Origin of the sequence: Streptomyces viridosporus T7A, assembly GCF_008704515.1 — a bacterium.
GTDB lineage: Bacteria > Actinomycetota > Actinomycetes > Streptomycetales > Streptomycetaceae > Streptomyces > Streptomyces viridosporus.
Window position 1 is genome coordinate 6,720,505 of the sequence record NZ_CP023700.1, and the last position, 17,540, is coordinate 6,738,044.

Annotated in this window: 12 protein-coding genes; 4 read left to right on the top strand and 8 right to left on the bottom strand. The window is 73.2% G+C overall.

Features of this window, described 5'->3' with window-relative positions:
- Positions 1-92 precede the first annotated feature (92 nt).
- A complete protein-coding gene (locus CP969_RS30800) occupies positions 93-938 on the top strand; it encodes a geranylgeranylglyceryl/heptaprenylglyceryl phosphate synthase (RefSeq protein ID WP_016823898.1) in 846 nt (281 codons plus the stop codon).
- Positions 935-1,765 (top strand): hypothetical protein, encoded by an 831-nt coding sequence (locus tag CP969_RS30805; protein ID WP_016823897.1) that lies wholly within the window; start codon positions 935-937, stop codon positions 1,763-1,765. The genes CP969_RS30800 and CP969_RS30805 overlap by 4 nt, the downstream gene beginning before the upstream one ends.
- Before the next feature lie 52 nt (positions 1,766-1,817).
- Here CP969_RS30805 and CP969_RS30810 read toward each other — a convergent pair whose 3' ends face one another.
- From CP969_RS30810 to CP969_RS30840, 7 genes are all read right to left on the bottom strand, one after another.
- Positions 1,818-3,410, bottom strand: coding sequence for a carbamoyltransferase C-terminal domain-containing protein (locus CP969_RS30810; RefSeq protein ID WP_004981190.1), 1,593 nt, complete (start codon positions 3,408-3,410; stop codon positions 1,818-1,820).
- Positions 3,410-4,576, bottom strand: coding sequence for a hypothetical protein (locus CP969_RS30815; protein ID WP_020476671.1), 1,167 nt, complete (start codon positions 4,574-4,576; stop codon positions 3,410-3,412). Before CP969_RS30815 ends, CP969_RS30810 begins: the two co-directional genes overlap by 1 nt.
- A gap of 106 nt (positions 4,577-4,682) precedes the next feature.
- Entirely contained in the window at positions 4,683-6,197 is a 1,515-nt protein-coding gene (locus tag CP969_RS30820; protein ID WP_026084738.1) for a B12-binding domain-containing radical SAM protein, read from the bottom strand.
- 69 nt (positions 6,198-6,266) lie between these two features.
- On the bottom strand, positions 6,267-7,808 hold the full coding sequence (locus tag CP969_RS30825; RefSeq protein WP_016823893.1) for an asparagine synthase-related protein: 1,542 nt from the start codon (positions 7,806-7,808) through the stop codon (positions 6,267-6,269).
- The gene (locus CP969_RS30830; protein ID WP_004981182.1) at positions 7,805-9,013 is read right to left on the bottom strand and encodes a glycosyltransferase family protein; all 1,209 of its coding nucleotides are present in this window, start codon (positions 9,011-9,013) and stop codon (positions 7,805-7,807) included. The genes CP969_RS30825 and CP969_RS30830 overlap by 4 nt, the downstream gene beginning before the upstream one ends.
- Before the next feature lie 7 nt (positions 9,014-9,020).
- Complete coding sequence (gene asnB, locus CP969_RS30835; RefSeq protein WP_016823892.1) at positions 9,021-10,970, bottom strand: asparagine synthase (glutamine-hydrolyzing); 1,950 nt, start codon at positions 10,968-10,970, stop codon at positions 9,021-9,023.
- A 5-nt stretch (positions 10,971-10,975) separates the two neighbouring features.
- Positions 10,976-11,998, bottom strand: a complete 1,023-nt coding sequence (locus CP969_RS30840) for an NAD-dependent epimerase/dehydratase family protein (protein ID WP_223887129.1) — start codon at positions 11,996-11,998, stop codon at positions 10,976-10,978.
- A 377-nt stretch (positions 11,999-12,375) separates the two neighbouring features.
- On the opposite strand from CP969_RS30840, the gene CP969_RS30845 reads away from it, so the two are divergent.
- Positions 12,376-14,115, top strand: a complete 1,740-nt coding sequence (locus CP969_RS30845; protein ID WP_004981179.1) for an ABC transporter ATP-binding protein — start codon at positions 12,376-12,378, stop codon at positions 14,113-14,115.
- 44 nt (positions 14,116-14,159) lie between these two features.
- Positions 14,160-16,001: an ATP-binding cassette domain-containing protein gene (locus CP969_RS30850; protein ID WP_223887130.1), complete on the top strand. Its 1,842-nt coding sequence runs from the start codon at positions 14,160-14,162 to the stop codon at positions 15,999-16,001.
- Positions 16,002-16,013: 12 nt separating this feature from the next.
- Here CP969_RS30850 and hemA read toward each other — a convergent pair whose 3' ends face one another.
- Positions 16,014-17,210: a 5-aminolevulinate synthase gene (gene hemA, locus CP969_RS30855; RefSeq protein WP_026084737.1), complete on the bottom strand. Its 1,197-nt coding sequence runs from the start codon at positions 17,208-17,210 to the stop codon at positions 16,014-16,016.
- Positions 17,211-17,540: the final 330 nt, after the last annotated feature.

The window sequence follows — 17,540 nt, forward strand, 5'->3', positions numbered from 1 at the left end:
ATCCGCACGTGCGACGCGGCCGGCACCCCGTCGCGTGACCCGACCGGACGACAAGCCGGACGACGAGCCGGACGACAAGGGGGAAGACGCTGGTGAACGCCTCACCGCAACTGGACCACCACACGGAACTCCACGCCGCACCACCGCTCTGGCGGCCGGGACGCGTGCTCGCCCGGCTGCGCGAGCACCAACCGGGCCCCGTCCACATCATCGACCCCTTCAAGGTCCCGGTGACGGAAGCGGTCGAGAAGGCGGCGGAGCTCACGCGGCTGGGCTTCGCCGCCGTCCTTCTGGCCAGCACCGACTACGAGTCGTTCGAGTCGCACATGGAGCCGTACGTGGCGGCGGTGAAGGCGGCCACCCCGTTACCGGTCGTCCTGCACTTCCCGCCCCGCCCGGGGGCCGGCTTCCCGGTGGTCCGCGGCGCGGACGCGCTCCTGCTGCCCGCGCTGCTGGGCTCGGGCGACGACTACTTCGTCTGGAAGAGCTTCCTCGAGACGCTGGCCGCCTTCCCCGGCCGAATACCCCGCGAGGAGTGGCCCGAGCTGCTCCTCACCGTCGCCCTCACCTTCGGCGAGGACCCCCGCACCGGGGACCTGCTCGGCACCGTGCCGGTGAGCACGGCCTCCACCGAGGAGATCGACCGGTACCTCCACGTCGCCCGTGCCTTCGGTTTCCACATGGTGTACCTGTACTCGCGCAACGAGCACGTGCCGCCCGAGGTCGTACGCCACTTCCGCAAGGGGCTCGGCCCCGACCAGGTGCTCTTCGTGAGCGGCAACGTCCGCTCCGGGCGGCAGGTCACCGAGTACCTCGACAGCGGGGCGGACTACGTGGGGTTCGCCGGAGCCCTGGAACAGCCGGACTGGCGGTCCGCCCTCGCCGAGATCGCCGGGAGGCGGCCCGCCGCCCCGGCCCGTCCGGGGAGCGGGCGGTGACGGCCGCCCCGGCCACGGCCCTGCCGGCGGACTACACGGAGACCATGCTCGCCGCCGAGGCCGCCAACCGCGACCATGTCACGCGGTGCGTCGCGCAGACCGGTGGGTCGCCGGACCTGGTGGCGCACACCGCCGCCCTGCGCCTGTACCTGAGGGTGCCCCACTTCCTCACCGAGTGGACGACCGACCCGGACCGGCGGGCCGCGGTGTCCCGCGCGCTGGCCCTCGACATCGTCTCCATGAAGCTCCTCGACGACCTGATGGACGACGACACCGGACTCGACCGGGTCGAACTCGCCTGTGTCTGCCTCCGCCTCCACCTGCGGGCGCTGCACGAACTGGAATCCCTCGCCCGGGACCCCAAGGCGGTGACGGACATCCTGGAGCAGGACGCCGTCCACCTCTGCGGCGGCCAGATACGCACCAAACGCTCTCGGGCGACGAACCTCCGGGAGTGGCGCGCCCATGCGAGCACCTACGGCTCCACCTTCCTGGGCCGCTACGGGGCACTCGCGGCCGCCTGCGGGGGGGAAGGCCAACCGGCGGACTCCGTAAGGGAGTTCGCAGAGGCTTTCGCCATGACCATCACCATGGCGGACGACCTGACCGACTACGACCGCAACGGCGAGCGGGACGGCAACCTCGCCCATCTGATGCGGACCGGGGCCGTGGCCGGCCAGGACGTCGTGGACCTGCTGGAGGAGCTGCGCGGGCGGGCCCTCGCCGCGGTGGCGGCACCGCCCGGCGCGCCCGGTCTGGTGCCGGTCGTCCACCTCTACACGGACGACGTGCTGGTACGGCTGCTTCCCCGGCACCTGGGGGAGTGACCGACGGCCGGCCGGAGCGTCTCCGGCCGGCCGTCCCGCCCCACCCCGGGGGCTACCGCGCGGCGGCGCCCCGCACCATCAGGTCGTCGAACACGAAGAGGTCGACGTCGGTGCGCGCGAAGTCGTCGAGCACGTCCCGGGCGGTGTGCGCGATGGGCTTGCCCGGGCCGTTGAGCGACGTGTTGATCAGCGCCGGCACACCGCTCAGCTCCTCGAACTCGGCGAGCAGACCGTACAGCCGGTCCTCCTCGGGGCCCAGGGTCTGGATCCGGCAGGTGCCGTTGACGTGCCGGGCCTCGGGCGCGATCCCGTCCGGCAGCCGGTACTCGAAGAGCATGTACGGCGACGGCGCCCGCCCCGGGTACAGCCCGGCGAAGCGCTCGTCGCGCATCACGGCGCCCAGCGGCCGGAACCACTCGCGCCGCTTGAGCTTCTCGCTCATCCGCTCGCGCATGCCCGGCACCGCGGGACTGCCCAGCAGCGACCGGTGCCCCAGCGCCCGCGGCCCCAGTTCCGCCGCTCCCTGCGTCAGCGCCACCACCCCGCCCCCGGCCAGCACCCCGGCGACCGCGGACCGGTCGTAGGGAACGGCCCGCAACCCCGCGCCCTCCACCGCCTCCAGGACGGCGGCCCGGGCCTCGCCCCCGCCGTTGCGGTACACGCTGAACGGCTCCGGCTTCACCCCGGCCACCTGCGCGAGGGCGTAGAGGCCGGCGCCCGTCAGGTGACCCGCGTCCCCGCAGGCGGGCGGGATGGCGACGTCCCGCCCGTACTCCTCCCGCAGCGCCGAGTTGGCCACGATGTTCAGGGCGCACCCGCCGCCCAGGGCGATCGGGCCCACCCCGGCGTCCGTGCGCGTCACATGCCGGTCGAGCACCGCCCGGACGGCCTCGGTGAACATCTCCTGGAACGTCGCCACCACCTGCGACGCCGTCTCGAACCCGGGGGCGAACTCGGGCCGGCCGGCCAGGTCCGCGCGCACCCGCTCGGCGAGTTCCCGGTCGTTCATCACCTCCGGATCCACCGACAGCAGCTGTTCGCGGATGCGCGGGTCCGGCTGCCCGTAGCCGCCCATGGCCATCACCTTGCCCGCCACGCTGGGGCTCGGGCCGAAGCCGAGGAGGTACCCGATCGCCGTCCACCCGAAGCCGTTGCCGTACCAGGGCAGCGGGTCCTTGTCGACCCACTCCAGGGCCCCGCCGGTCACCCGGAACAGGGAGCTGCGGGTGAGCTGGCCGCGGCCCTCGTTGACGAGGACGACGGTGCCTTCCTCCCAGTCCGCGTAGTGGGCGGCCAGCGCCGCGTGGGAGACCTCGTGGGTGACCACGACGCACTCCACCCGCCGCCCCAGCATCTCGCAGACGGTCCGGTGGTGGAGGGCGCCCGCCCCGATCCGCTCCATGGCCCGGTCCAGGTCGGGTATGCGCAGCAGCCCGCTGCGGACCGGGGTGCTGACGGCCACCAGGTCGATCCCGTCGGTGTCCACGCACTCCTGCTCGAGCACGTGCCGCAGGGCGACGTCGGAGCGGTGGTCGTGCTTGACCCGGGTGAGCCGTTCGGTCTCGACCGCGAAGACCAGCCGCCCGTCCTCGAAGTAGGCGACGCCGGTGTCGTGGCCGGCGGAGTGGAGCGACAGTACCTTCATCAGCTCTCCTGACGCGTGGGTGAGGACGACGGAGTGAGCCTGCGGATGTCCGAGTAGGGAGCCCACTCGATGCGGCGCAGTGGCCTGCCGGACAGCCCGCGCACGTAGAGTTCGCCCCCGATGCCCGCGAACCAGGCGAAGTAGAGCCACTTGATGAGCGCCTTCTGCACACCGTGGCGGGCACCGCGGGAGGAGTCGAAGCCGGTCAGCGGCCACATGCCGCCGAACAGGACGTGGCGGAAGTAGTGACGGACCACCGGCAGGGGCCAGTCGGCGAGGTCGACGAGGTGGTTGAGCAGCAGCCTGCGGATCCTGCGGCGGGTCTCGCCGGCCGGCCCCGCCACGTAGTAGTGGCACCGGGCGTCCGGAACCAGCCGCAGCCGGGCCAGCGGGTCGGGCAGCGCGGGGTCGAGGAGGCGGAAGCACACGTAGCCGTCGTCGGATACGTAGCGTCCCGGCAGACCGCCGGCCACCACGTCGGTGGCCACCAGGATGCAGCAGCCGTGCGGGTAGTTCGTGGCCGGGGCGGCGATCGCCTTGGCCCGGGACAGCAGCCGGGAGGTGGCGTACTCATGGGTGTGCGCAACCTTGGTCGCGCCCACCGCCCCGCGGCAGCCCGCCGCCAGGAAGTCCCGCACCAGCCGGGACAGGCAGTCCTCCTCCAGGGTCACGTCGTCGTCGGTCCACCCGACGCCCGCACAGCCGAGGAGCTCGGCGACGGCGATCGCCCCGTTGAGGGTGCGGGGTTTGCCCGGCCCGGGCAGCGCGAGACCGCAGACCCGCAGTCCGGGCAGCCGGGTGCGGGCGTCGTCCAGCAGCACACGCAGGCGCCGCAGCGCCTCCCGCTCCTCCTCGGCCGACGACCACTGCATGCCGACGAACAGCACCAGGGGCACCAGGGGGTGGTCCCGCGTCACCGCGGCCGCCTGGTCCAGCAGCGCGTCGAACCACTCCCGCTGCCGCGCCAGGCTCACCCGGGAGACGTAGGTCGGCACGACGAGGGCGATGCCCGGCCGCCCGGCGGGCGTGCGCAGCGCCTGAGCGGCCTCCTCGGCGCGCGGGGTCCCGTCGGCCGGCAGACCGGGCAGGACGTGCCGGACGGGGACCTCCCAGGACTCCGGGGGGCGGAACCCGCGGGCCATGGTGCTCCGCAGGTGGTGCGTCACGAACCCCTCCCCGGCCGGCCGCCGCCTGCGCCGCGCCAGCGGCCGGTTGAGACGGACCGGCGGCCCCGGACGCACCGGCGGGTGCGGGACGGCCGGGGCGGCGGGCTCAGAAGTCACGGTCGGTGTTGGAGGTCGACCGGTACAGGCTGTGCAGGCCGTCCAGCGTGTTGCGCCACTGGCCGGTCACCGCCATGTGCGACAGCAGCGGCTTGACCATGGAGCGGCGCATGAAGAAGGAGCGGTACGCCCACTGGGCGCGCTCCTGCGCGTCCGGCACCAGGTACCCGATCCGCGCGTCGAACTCGCCCCGCACGAAGCGGTCCCAGTAGTCGGGCGGGATCTGGCCGGCGGCCACGGACTCCGTGTGCAGGGGGGTGCCCGGCAGGGGCGTCGCGGTGTAGAAGCTGGCGTAGTCCAGCGGGAGGCGGCAGGCGAGGTCGACGGTCCTGCGGAACTGCTCCCGGGTCTCCCCGAGCCAGCCGACGATGAAGTACCCGAAGCCCTTGATCCCGGCCTCGTGGGCGGAGGTGACGGCCTTCTCGATCTTCTGGATGTCGCTCTCCTTGCGCATCCGCTCGAGGATCTCGCTGTCACCGTGCTCGATGCCGAACCGCAGGCGCACGCACCCGGCCCCGGCCATCGCCTCCAGCAGCGGCTCGGGCACCAGGTCGACGCGGGTGGGCGCCTCCCAGCGGACCTTGAGGCCGGTCTCCCCGATGAGCCCGCAGATCTCCCGCACCCGGCCGCGGTGCAGGGTGAACACGTCGTCGTAGAACATGATCTCCTTCACCCCCCACCGCTCCTTGAGCTCCGTCATCTCACCGACGACGTCCTCGGGACTGCGGTACATGGACTTCTTGTCCACGGCCTGCTTGAAGCAGAAGCTGCACTTGAAGGGGCAGCCGCGGCTGGAGATCATCGTCGCGAACGGCCGCGGAGCCATGATCGAGTAGTAGCGGTCCATCGGGAGCCCGGCGCGTTCGGGCCAGCCGACCTCCTCCAGGTTCACCATCGGCGCGGCACCGCCGTCGTGCTTGCGGGTCACCAGGCCGCGGATGCCCTCCGGCTCCTCGCCCCGCTCCATCGCCTCCGCCAGTTCCGGCATGATCGTGACGCCTTCGCCGACGCCCACGTAGTCGATGGACTCGTGGACCAGGTTCTCGTGCGCGTACACCTCCGTGTGCGGCCCGCCCAGGATCACCTTCGCCCCGGTGCTCTTGGCCGCCTCGCACGCCTCGATGGCGCCGGGCAGACCGGGTGTCGTGGTGCTCACCCCGACCAGGTCCGGCTCGAAGTCCGCGAGCAGCTTGCGCAGCCCCTCGCTGTCGAGGCCCAGGGCGGGGGTGTCGACCTGGATGACGTGGTGGAACCCGGCCGACTTGAGCGCGGTGTGGATGTAACCCAGCCCGAGGTGCGGCAGCACGCCGGCCCGCTTCTGGACCCGCGCTATCTGACGGGTGTTCAGGCACAGGTCGTGATGGCGCACCAGGGCGATCCGCAGTTTGCGCTTGCGCCACAGCGGTATTCCCGACCGGGCCGGGGTCTCGGCCGGGGCGGAGCATCCGCCCGACGTCGCTCCCGCGGCGGGACCTGTGCTGATCACGGGCAATGTCTTCCGCATGCGATGTGCTCCTTCTGGGCCCTGCGGCTGATGTCTCGTGAAGTGGGGGTCTGCGGCGGTCCGGCCCCGCTACGGCCGGCGGCGGGCCCTTCGGACGGCGAGGTCCTCCAACTGCAGCAGGTAGAGCGCCAGGGGCTGCAGCCTGCTGACGCGCTGCGGGGCCCCGGGCCCCCGGCCGGCGGCCAGCAGCCGTTGCAGGAAGCGGTCGGGGCCGCGCCACCAGCCCGGTTCCACGACCGTCGCGTGGGCGAGGAACCGGAGCAGGTACGCCAGTCGGTGCGCGACCAGCACGGGTCCGTGCCGCTGGGGCACCGACGAGGCGAACCCCAGGTCCGCGTGCTCGGGGAAGGCCCGGTGCAGCGCCCGGTCGTGGAACGTCCCGTCGACCAGGAAGCGGTGCGGCACCGAGGCGAGGTGGTCGAAGAGGGCGTGGTCGAGGTAGGGGGTGTGCGTCAGGACCCGTCCGTCCCCCAGGGCGAACGGAGCCGCGGAGATGGAGCGCCGGGTCCGGTTCCAGAAGAAGAAGGAACTGAGCGGGCTGGCGCTGTCGGCGTGCCGGGCCAGCTCGGTGACGAGGCGCCGCCGCGCCGCCTGCCTGCTCCACAGGGCGTTCGTCCGGGGGCTCAGCAGGTGCTCCACGTGGGGGCCGGTCCGGCTCGCGGCCAGCAACCGGTCCGCCAGGCCGGGCAGGTCTGCGGGGTCGTAGGGGTTGGCCCGGATGAACTCCACGCTCGGGTTCTGGACGAGCTCCCCGCCGCCGAGACCGTCGTACGAGATGCGGCTGTGGCGGCGCAGGTGGGCCAGGACCGGCTGGGTCCACGCGCCGTCCAGGGTGGTCATGCCCTGGGCCGGCAGGGCGGCGAGCTCCGCGCGGAACTGCGAACGGGGGCGCGGCACCACCGTGTGCGGCAGACCGAGCCGGCCCGCCAGGGCGGCCGCCACGCGCGCGTCGGCCCCCGGGTCGGGAGGGAACTTGGCGCCGCTGACGCACCGCCGCGGCGGTGCGCCGCGGCGGCACAGCTCGAGCAGGATGTGCCGCGAGTCCCGGCCGCCGCTGAGCGGCAGGTCGTACGGTTCGCCGGGCAGCCGGCGGGCCACCGAGGCGCGGAACAGGTCGACGAAGCCGTCGACCGCCTGCGCCTCGGTCATCGCGGCGGCCCCGGGGCGCGGCGGCCCGTCGGACCGCAGCCGCAGCCCGCCGGTGTCCCAGGTGAGCGTGGCCGCCGGGGGCAGTGCGCGGACCTGTGCGAAGGCCGTGTCCTCGGCGAGGAAGAACCCCGTCCGCAGGAAGACGGCGAGCGCGTCGTGGTCCAGCTCGACGGGCCCGTCCTCCGGCAGCAGGGCGAGCGGGTCGGGGGAGAGCGCGAGTGAGCCGCCGCCGGCCCGGTAGAAGAGGGGGCAGACGCCGTAGCGGTCGTTGCGGGCCACCAGGCGCTCGCCGTCCCACCTCCACCCGGCGAAGACGCCTTCGGCCGGCGGGCCCGGGTCCAGGTGGTCACCGGTGAGGGGGTGCCCGAGGCGCGCCTCCCCGTCGCCCTCCACGCGCACCCCGTCGGGGCCCGCGGTCAGGAGGACGCGGGGGGCGGACGCGGCCGGACGGCGGACCGTCATCGGGCGTCCAGCAGGGGCTGGAGGGCGGCCTTGATCCTGGCCGTCACCGCGTCCTGGTCCAGTACGGAAGCGGCGAAGGAGACCGCGGCCTTCTTGTGCACCTCGATCACCGACGGGCGGGTCAGCCAGTCGTCCGCCGTGCGGAACAGCTCCTCGGGGGTGGCGCAGGCGTGGCCCAGCCCCTCCTCGTGGATCAGTCCCGGCACCCACCGCTCCATGGGCAGCCCCGACTCGAGCATCAGGACCGGTATGCCGAAGTAGGCCGCCTCCAGGGTGGTGTTGGGCCCCGCCTTCGAGACGAGGAGCCCGTACCTGGACCGGGAGGCACGCCGGATGTAGTCGAAGTACTCGCTCTGGCCGAGGACGCTGTGGAACCGCCAGTGGGGCCGCCCGACCGCGGCGGTGCGGCGGGCGAGCTCCGGGTCGCCGTAACCGACGAAGACGAGGTCGATGCCGGGGTGGCGGTCGGCGAGGCGCCGCACCAGCTCGGGGTAGGTGTCCCCGCCGCGGTTGGAGAAGATGATCACCCGTGGCCGGTCCGGGCCCGAGTCGCCGCCCCAGGGCCCCGCCTCGGAGACGGCCGTCTCACTGGTCATGAAGTCCCGCAGGTCGTGCTGGGCGACGAGCGGGCCCACCACCTGGACGCGCTCCGGGTCGCCGCCGGCCGTGGCCAGCAGGTGCTCCTTCGCCCGGGGGAAGCCGACGAGTGTCAGGTCCGGGTACCGGCTGCGGTGCAGCGGCAGCTGCAGCAGCCCGGGGTTGGTCACGTGGCTGACGACCCTGGTGGACGTCCCGGCGAGCCGGACGGCGGCCACGCACAGCCTCGCCACGAACCCCTTCGTGCCGACCACCACGTCGGGGGCGCTCTCCCGCAGGTGCCGGGTGAGCGGTTCCAGGTCCGCCCGCTGGGCGGCGGTGGGGTCCGCCTCGAACCCCTCCGGGAAGCGTGCCTGGAGGCGGTCCATGAGGGCCATGTACCGCTGGTTGCGGACGACGGCGTCGGGGCTCTCCAGGGAGATGGTCCGGATCTGCGCCCCGGCCTCGCCGATCCACGGGAGGATCGGCTCCGCCTCCAGCAGGGTCACTTCCGCGTCGATCACGCTCCGGAGCGCGCGGGAGAAGCGCGTCGCGGCGAGGTAGTTGCCGAACTCGCCCCAGGTCCGGGGGGAGAGCACCTGGACGAGCGGTCGGTCGGGGGCAGCCATGGGTCTCCTAGGAGAGGGCCGGGTACGCGGGGGACTCGAGGGCGCGGGGTCCGGCCGTCAGGCTCTCGAACCAGAGCTGGTAGACCAGCAGCGCCCACAGCTTGCGGGAGGTGTCGCGCCGGCCGCCGAGGTGGTCGTCGATCAGCAGGCGCACCGCCCCGGTGTCGAACAGGCCGCCGCGGCGCAGGGACGACGGGGAGAGGGTGTCCAGGAGCAGGGGCCGCAGCTCGCCGCGGAGCAGGGCCGCCACCGGCGCGCGGAAACCCAGCTTCGTCCGCTGGACGACGGAAGGGGGCAGCCAGCCGGCGGCGACCTGCCGCAGCAGGTACTTGCCGGTGAACCGGTGCAGCTTCAGGCCGGTGGGCAGGGAGTTGCCGTACTCGACCAGGTCCAGGTCGAGAAAGGGGGAACGCAGCTCGAGGGAGCTGCGCATGCCGCCCCGGTCCGTCTTGGTGAGGATCACGTCCCGCAGGAAGTGGGTCACCACGGCGAGCTGGCTGCGCTGGACACCGGTCAGGCCCGGCTGTCCCCGCAGGAGGCGCGACACCTCGGTGAACGGGTCGTGCCCGGTCAGTTCGGCCCCGGCCTCGGGGGTGAGCAGCCGTGGCAGCTCGCCCGGGCCGAAGGGCGCCGTCGAGAGGTAGAACCGGTGCTCCGGGGCCGCGCGCAGGCCCTTGGCCAGCAGACCGAGGGCGTGGGTCACGGGGAGGTTGCCGGAACGGGCCGGCAGCCGGCGCACCAGCAGCCGGACGAGGGCCTCCAGCCGGGGGGCCGGCAGCACGCGCAGCAGCAGCTCGATCGCCCGCTCGGCCTGGAAGTAGCGGTAGCCCAGGAGCAGTTCGTCCGCGCCGTCGCCGGTGAGCACGCCGCGGACGTGCTCGCGCGCCGCCCGGCAGACCAGACGTGTGGGCAGCAGGGAGGGATCGGCCAACGGCTCGTCGGCCACGGCGAGTTCGGACTCCACCACACCGGCGAGGTCGGCCCCGCCGATCCGCACCACATGGTGCTCGGTGCCGAGGTGGCGCGCCACCGCCCGTGCGTGGTCGCTCTCGTCGAAGTCCGGGTCCGCGAACCCCGCGCTGAAGGTGGGCACCGGCCGTCCCGGCAGGAGCTGCTGGGCCACCGCGGCGACCGCGCTGGAGTCCAGGCCGCCGCTGAGCAGTACGCCGAGGCGGCGGTCGGTGCTGGTCATCCGGCGGGCGACCGCGGCGCGGAAGAGCTCCTCGAACCGCCGCGCGGCCTCACGCCGTCCGGGGCCGCGGCCCGCCCTCCGGTCGGGGGTCAGGCGGGGCCGCCAGAACTCGATCTCGTCCAACGCGCCGTGCCGGTGGGTCACGTAGCTGCCGGGGCGCACCTTGCACACCCCCGACACGGCCGAGGCGGGGGCGCAGAACGCCTGGAGCACCAGGTAGTCGGCGAGCGCCCGCACGTCCGGTGTGCGCGGCGCGGCGGGGTGCCGCAGCAGAGCGGTGAGTTCGGACGCGAAGGCGATGCCGTCCGGCACGCAGGTGTAGTAGAGGGGCTTCTTCCCCATCGGGTCGCGGGCCAGCACGGTGGTGCCGGTGCGGGCGTCGTGCAGCGCGAAGGCGAACATGCCCCGCAGCCGGTCGAGCATCCGCATGCCCAGCAACTCGTAGAGTTCCACCAGGACTTCTGTGTCGCTTCCGGTGCGCAGGGCAACGCCCGCCGCCCGCACCTCGGCGCGCAGCACGGCGTGGTTGTAGAGCTCGCCGTTGAACACCACGGCGGTGGCTCCCGACGCGGAGACGAACGGCTGCGCGCCGTGGTCCGGATCGGTGAAGGTCAGGGCGCAGTGCGCGAGGGTGACGCCCCGGTGGTGGCACCAGTCCGAGCCGTCGGGGCCGCGGTGCGCCACGGCGGCGAGCATGCGCTCGGCCGTGACACGGGCGTCCTCCTGCCCGGCGCCGGCGTCACTGAATCCGACGAAGCCGCACATGCCGCCTACAGCCGCGGCACGGACACCGAGGAGCCGCCGACCGGGACGGTGTCCTGCTCGGCGCCGGACAGTGACCGCCGGGTCCACTCGATCTGGGTGGCGAGACCTTCCCGCAGACCCGTCCGGGCCGTGAAGCCCAGGACGCTCTGGGCCTGCCGCACGTCGGCGGTGGTCGAGCGGACGTCGCCGATGCGGGCGGAGCCGTACGCGGTGCACGGGCGCAGACCGGTCAGCTCCGCGGTCATGGAGACCACTTCGTTGACCGAGACGGCGCTCCCGGTGCCGATGTTCAGTACCGCGCTGCCCCGGTCCCGGACCGACGCGGTCAGCATCAGCGCCCGCACCACGTCGGACACATGGGTGAAGTCGCGGAGCTGGGTCCCGTCGCCGTAGATCTCGACGGGTTCGCCCCGGAGCGTCGCCCGGATCAGCCGGGAGATGAACATGTCCGGGCGCTGGCCGGGGCCGTAGACGGTGAAGAACCTCAGGGCGCCGACCGAGAGCTCGGCGTCGCCGCGGGCCGCGAAGGCCAGGGCCAGCCGCTCCGCGGCGAGTTTGGTGACCCCGTAGGGGGAGAGCGGACGGGGCAGGTCGTCCTCGCTCATCACGCCGTCCGCGCCGCCGTAGACGCTGGAGGACGAGGCGACCACCACGCGTTCCACGCCGGCCTGCACACAGGCCTCCATCAGGCGCTGGGTCGCCAGTACATTGCACCGGAGGTACTCGGGGAATTGGGTCCAGGACGGGCGGACTCCGGGTAACGCAGCCAAGTGGAAGACCGTCGAGATGTTTTTCAGGCAGTCCACCAGATTCAATGAGTTGAGGTCACCGCGTATCTCCCGGAGCGAACCGGTAAAGGGCGGGGACGTACTCTCCAAGTCGTCCGGAAGGGGTCTCCGGTCCACCGCCACAACGTTTCTGCCGGAATTCCTCAGTTCCGTCACCAGGTGCGACCCGATGAAGCCGGCCGCACCGGTGACCAAAACGTCGCCGTCCGCTAAGTCCGTTCCGTGTGTATCGCTCGACACGAATCCCCCTTGTTTCGCTCACAACTGGCTGATCAAGGCGGTGCATTGCGGTGCACGTTCGTGTGGCTGCCTCTGGCTCGACCGGGCCGACTCGCGCGACCGCTCGGACGCCGTGGGACTGTGCGGTGCCGAAAGTGCGGTTGACCAGGCTTTCGGCGTTGAGAAACGCATGTCCGGACCAAGAGACGTGGGGAGTCTAACAGCATGCGTCAATCACGAGCAATGGTGTGCTTCGCCCCCTCCCGGAGCGGCGTCCGCTATCGGCATTCCCGCAGAAAGGGCGCGCTCCGGCCGCCGCTGACGAGGCGTCATTCACAAGGAGACGCACAGGACTTTATGCTGGCCGCTCGCCGCCGGGCGAACGGGGGAGGGGCGCGTTGGCAGACAGTCCGTTGCGGCATCTCTCCACGTTTGTCCGCTACCTGCGCGGTGAACGGACCGCCGTGGCGCTGCTCGCCCTCCTGGTCCCCGCGGGGATGGGGCTCCAGCTGGTGGCGCCCTACCTGCTGCGCGGATTCATCGACGGGGCGCTCTCCGGCGACTCCCGGAAGACGCTGCTGGACCTCGCCGCCTGGTCCCTGGCGGCCGCCGTCGGGACGCTCGTGGTCACCGCGGGCACCGAGGCGCTGTCCTCACGGGTCGCCTGGCGCAGCACCAACCGGTTGCGCGCGGACCTGGTCGAGCACTGCCTGAGCCGGCCGCCGGGTTTCTACCGCAAGCATCCGCCCGGCGAACTCGTCGAGCGGATGGACGGCGACGTCACCCGGCTCGCCGCGGTGATGTCGACGCTGCTGCTGGAACTGCTGGCGCAGGCACTGCTGATCGTCGGCATCCTCGTCGCCCTGTTCCGGCTGGAATGGCGGCTGGCCCTGGTGTTCGCCCCGTTCGCGGCAGGCACCCTCCTGCTGCTGCGGACCCTGGTGGGCCGCGCCATGCCCTTCGTCACCGCGCGGCAGCGGGTCGCGGCGGACCTGCAGGGCTTCCTCGAGGAGCGCCTCGCGGCGGCGGAGGACCTCCGCGTCAACGGGGCCTCGCGGTACACCCTGCGGGAACTCGGCGACCGGCAGGACGACCTGTACCGGAAGGCCCGCGACGCGGCGCGGGCCTCGGTCCGCTGGCCCGCCACGGTGCAGGGCCTGTCCGCCGTCAGCGTCGTCCTGGCCCTGGCGGTCAGCGCCTGGCTGCACGCCCGCGGACAGCTCTCCACGGGGACGGCCTTCGCCTCCCTGTCCTACGCGATGCTGCTGCGCCGCCCCCTGCTCGCGGTCACCACCCGCTTCCGCGAACTCGAGGACGCCGCCGCGAGCGCCCAGCGGCTGAGGGACCTGCTGGGCCACGGGACGGCGGCGCCCCGCACGGGACGCGGGACGCTGCCGGCCGGACTGCCCGGAGTCCGCTTCGACGGGGTCTCCTTCGGCTACGAGCCCGACGAGCCGGTGCTGCGGGACGTCTCCTTCACCCTGCGCCCCGGCGAACGCCTCGGCGTCGTGGGACGCACCGGCAGCGGCAAGTCCACCGTGGTCCGGCTGCTGTTCGGGCTCCACCACCCGGGGGCGGGCTCGGTGTCGGCAGGCGGCCTGGACCTGACGGAGATCGACCCCCGGGCGCTGCGCAGCCGGGTCGCGCTGGTCACCCAGGAGGTGCACGTCTTCCACGCCTCGCTGCGGGACAACCTCACCTTCTTCGACCGCTCCGTCCCCGACGACCGGCTGCGCGCCGCTCTCGGCGAGGCCGGGCTCGGCCCCTGGCTGCGCACCCTGCCCGACGGCCTGGACACGCCGCTCGGCGCCGGGGCCCGCGGCATGTCCGCGGGCGAGGAGCAGCAGCTCGCGCTGGCCAGGGTGTTCCTGCGCGATCCGGGGCTGGTCCTGATGGACGAGCCGACGGCCCGGCTGGATCCGTACAGCGAGCGGCTCCTGATGCCCGCGCTGGAGCGGCTGCTCGAGGGCCGCACCGCCGTCGTGGTGGAGCACCGCCCGCACCTGCTCCGGAACGTCGACCGGATCCTGGTGCTGGAGGAGGGGAAGGTCGCCGAGGAGGGGGAGCGGAGGGTCCTCGCCGCCGATCCCGGGTCGCGCTTCCACGCACTCCTCCGCACGGCCGGAGCCACCCGGTGAGGGACGGGGACGAGGACGGGGACGGGGACGGGAGGGGGAGCGGGGTGCCAGGAGCGGAGCGGGCGGACGACGGAGCGGGGCGGCAGTCCGTCCTGGGACGGCTCGCGGACGTGCTGCGCGGCTCGGCCCGCACCTACTGGACCCTCACCGGCCTGTGGGTCCTGCTGCGGGCGGGAACCCTGGTGGTGGGCCTGCTGTTCCAGCGGCTGTTCGACGCGCTGGGCGCGGGCGGGGGCGTGTGGCTGATCATCGCGTTGGTGGCCGCGATCGAGGCGGGACGGCTGTTCCTCCAGTTCGGCGTGATGATCAACAGGCTGGAGCCGCGGGTCCAGTACGGCACCACGGCGCGGCTGCGGCACGCCCTGCTGGGATCGGCCCTGCGCGGGTCGGAGGTGACGGCCCGCACCAGCCCCGGCGAGTCCCTGCGAACGGTGGGCGAGGACGTCGACGAGACGGGGTTCTTCGTCGCCTGGGCGCCGACGAACCTCGCCCACTGGCTGTTCGTCGCCGCGTCGGTCACGGTGATGATGCGGATCGACGCCGTGGTCACCGGCGCCCTCCTCGCCCTCCTCGTCCTGCTGACGCTGGTCACCGCGCTGGCCCACAGCCGGTTCCTGCGGCACCGGCGGGCCACCCGGGCCGCGTCCGGGGAGGTGGCGGGAGCCCTGCGGGAGATGGTGGGCGCGGTGGGCGCGGTGCAGGCCGCCGCCGCCGAGCCGCAGGTCGCCGCGCACGTCGCCGGGCTGAACGGCGCCCGTGCCGAAGCCGCGGTGCGGGAGGAGCTGTACGCCGTCGTCCAGCGCACGGTGATCGGCAACGCGGCCCCGATCGGGGTCGGCGTGGTGCTGCTGCTGGTCGCGGGGCGGATGGACGAGGGGACCTTCAGCGTCGGCGATCTCGCCCTGTTCGCCTTCTACCTGCAGATCCTGACCGAGGCCCTGGGGTCGATCGGCATGCTGTCCGTGCGGTTGCAGCGGGTCTCGGTGGCGCTCGGCCGGGTCACCGACTTCCTCGGCGGCCGGCTGCGGCGGTCCCTGGAGCGGGCCGGTCCGCCGGTCGCGTCCGCCGCGCCGGGAGGGGCCAGCGAGGGGGCCGCCGCCCCGGACGCCGGGCCGGAGCCCGCCCCGCCCCTGCGGGAACTGGCCGTGCGCGGGCTGACGGCCCGCCACCCCGGGGCGGGGCACGGCATAGAGGACGTGGACCTGGTGGTGGAGCGGCACACCGTCACCGTGGTCACCGGCCGGGTCGGTTCCGGCAAGAGCACCCTGGTCCGGGCCGTCCTCGGACTGCTCCCGCACGAGCGGGGCACCGTGCTGTGGAACGGCGAACCGATCGCCGACCCCGCGTCGTTCCTGGTGGCGCCGCGCTGCGGGTACACCCCGCAGGTCCCGTGTCTGTTCAGCGGGACGGTGCGGGAGAACGTCCTGCTGGGCCGGGACGGCGTGGCCTTCGACGAGGCCGTGCGCCTCGCCGTGGCGGAGCCCGACCTGGCGGCGATGCAGGACGGCCCGGACACCGTGGTGGGCCCGCGGGGCCTGCGCCTCTCGGGCGGGCAGATCCAGCGGGTCGCGATCGCCCGCATGCTGGTCGGCGACCCCGAACTCGTGGTGCTGGACGACGTCTCCAGTGCCCTGGACCCGGAGACCGAGCACCTGCTGTGGGAGAGGCTGCTGGACGGGACGCGGACCGTGCTCGCGGTCTCCCACCGGCCCGCTCTGCTGCGCGCGGCCGACCGCGTGGTGGTGCTCGAGGGCGGGCGGGTGGAGGCCTCGGGCACCTTCGAGGAGGTCATGGCGGTCTCCGCCGAGATGGGCCGGATCTGGACGGGTGCGGGTCCGGGGGGCGGGGACGCCGGGCCCGCTCCGCAGAGCCCTCCCGCGGGGTGACACCGCGGGGCGTCAGACGCGCCGGGCGGCCCCCAGTTCGGACCAGATGCCGTCCAGGGCGTCCACGAACCGGTGGATCTCCTCGGTCTCGTGCACCGCCGAGGGCGCGATCCGCAGGATCTCCTCGCCGGCCGGGACGCTGGGCGCGTCGATGGCCTGGACGTACGCGCCGTGCCGCTCCAGCGGCAGGGCCGACATGCGCTTGCACATCCGGTCCTCGCCGACCAGCACCGGGACGATGGGGGACCGGTCCGACAGCACGGGGATGTCCCGCTCGCGGAGCAGGCCGTGCGTCAGCCGCGCGTTCTCCGCCGGCCGCCGCCGCTCCTCGTCCGAGCCGCGCAGGTGCCGCACCGCGGCGAGCGCGCCCGCCGCGACCGCCGGCGGCAGCGCCGTGGTGAAGACGAAGGAACGGGCCCGGGCGCGCACCGCGTCCATGAGCACGGCCGGTCCCGTCACGTAGCCGCCGGTCATGCCGAAGGCCTTGGCGAGGGTCCCCATCACCACCGTGAACTCGCAGTGCACGCCGTCCCGGGCCGCGATGCCCGCTCCGCCCGGGCCGTACATGCCGACCGCGTGCACCTCGTCGAGGAAGGTGACCGCTCCGTACCGCTTGGCCAGGCCGGCGATCTCGGCCAGGGGCGCGATGTCGCCCCGCATCGAATGCACGGACTCCAGGGCGATGAACTTCGGCTTGTCCCGGTCGGCCGCGGCCAGCAACTCCTCCAGATGCCGCCCGTCGTTGTGCCGGAATACGTGCTTGCGGGCGCCGCTGTGCCGTAATCCGTCGATGATGGACGCGTGGTTCGCCGAATCCGAGAAGACCTGGCAGTCGTCGACGGCCCCGGCGAGAACCGACAGGGATCCCTCATTGGCGGAATACCCCGAGGTGAAGAGAACGGCGTCCTCCTTTCCGTGCAGCTCGGCCGGCTCCCGCTCCAGAGCCACATGGAAGTGGTTGGTTCCGCCTGTGTTCCGCGAACCCCCGGATCCTCCGCCGTATTCGTCCAAGGCGCGCTTCATGGTGTCGAGGACGTCCGGGTGCTGCCCCATACCCAGACAGTCGTTGCTGCACCAGATGGAAATCTCGCCATTCGAGGTGCTCGCCGCGGGGAACCGACCCGCCTTGCGGCCGAGTTCGAGAAACTCCCTCTTCCGGTCACCGGTTTCGCGGGCGAGTCGCACGAAGAAGTCCATGTACGAGGAGATGTCCAAGGTCCGCTCCTTTCGCCACCCTTCGGGCCGGGCTCATCCTGGGATCCACCGCGGGTCTTGCACAGAAGACGTTTCATGCTGTCGTCCGGCCGATGGAAGCCGATTACCGGCAAGCGAGGCGGAGTCGCGACGAGCGCGTACGAAAACCCCCGGCAGGGCCGTTCACGACGGATTCCGGAGCCGTCACCGACGGCGGGAACACGTGGGCGGGCCCGGGGGCGACCCTCTCGGCGGCCACGATCCTCTCGGACTCCGCGGGCCGGTGGCCGGAGCGCACCGCGGTGGTCGCGGGCGCCGAGCGGATCACCTCTGGGGCGTGGAGGT

Excerpts from the sequence above, each read along its gene's own strand:
- CP969_RS30810 (WP_004981190.1), bottom strand. The coding sequence starts at position 3,410 with ATGAAGGTACTGTCGCTCCACTCCGCCGGCCACGACACCGGCGTCGCC.
- asnB (WP_016823892.1), bottom strand. The coding sequence starts at position 10,970 with ATGTGCGGCTTCGTCGGATTCAGTGACGCCGGCGCCGGGCAGGAGGAC.
- CP969_RS30825 (WP_016823893.1), bottom strand. The coding sequence starts at position 7,808 with ATGACGGTCCGCCGTCCGGCCGCGTCCGCCCCCCGCGTCCTCCTGACC.
- CP969_RS30830 (WP_004981182.1), bottom strand. The coding sequence starts at position 9,013 with ATGGCTGCCCCCGACCGACCGCTCGTCCAGGTGCTCTCCCCCCGGACC.
- CP969_RS30820 (WP_026084738.1), bottom strand. The coding sequence starts at position 6,197 with ATGCGGAAGACATTGCCCGTGATCAGCACAGGTCCCGCCGCGGGAGCG.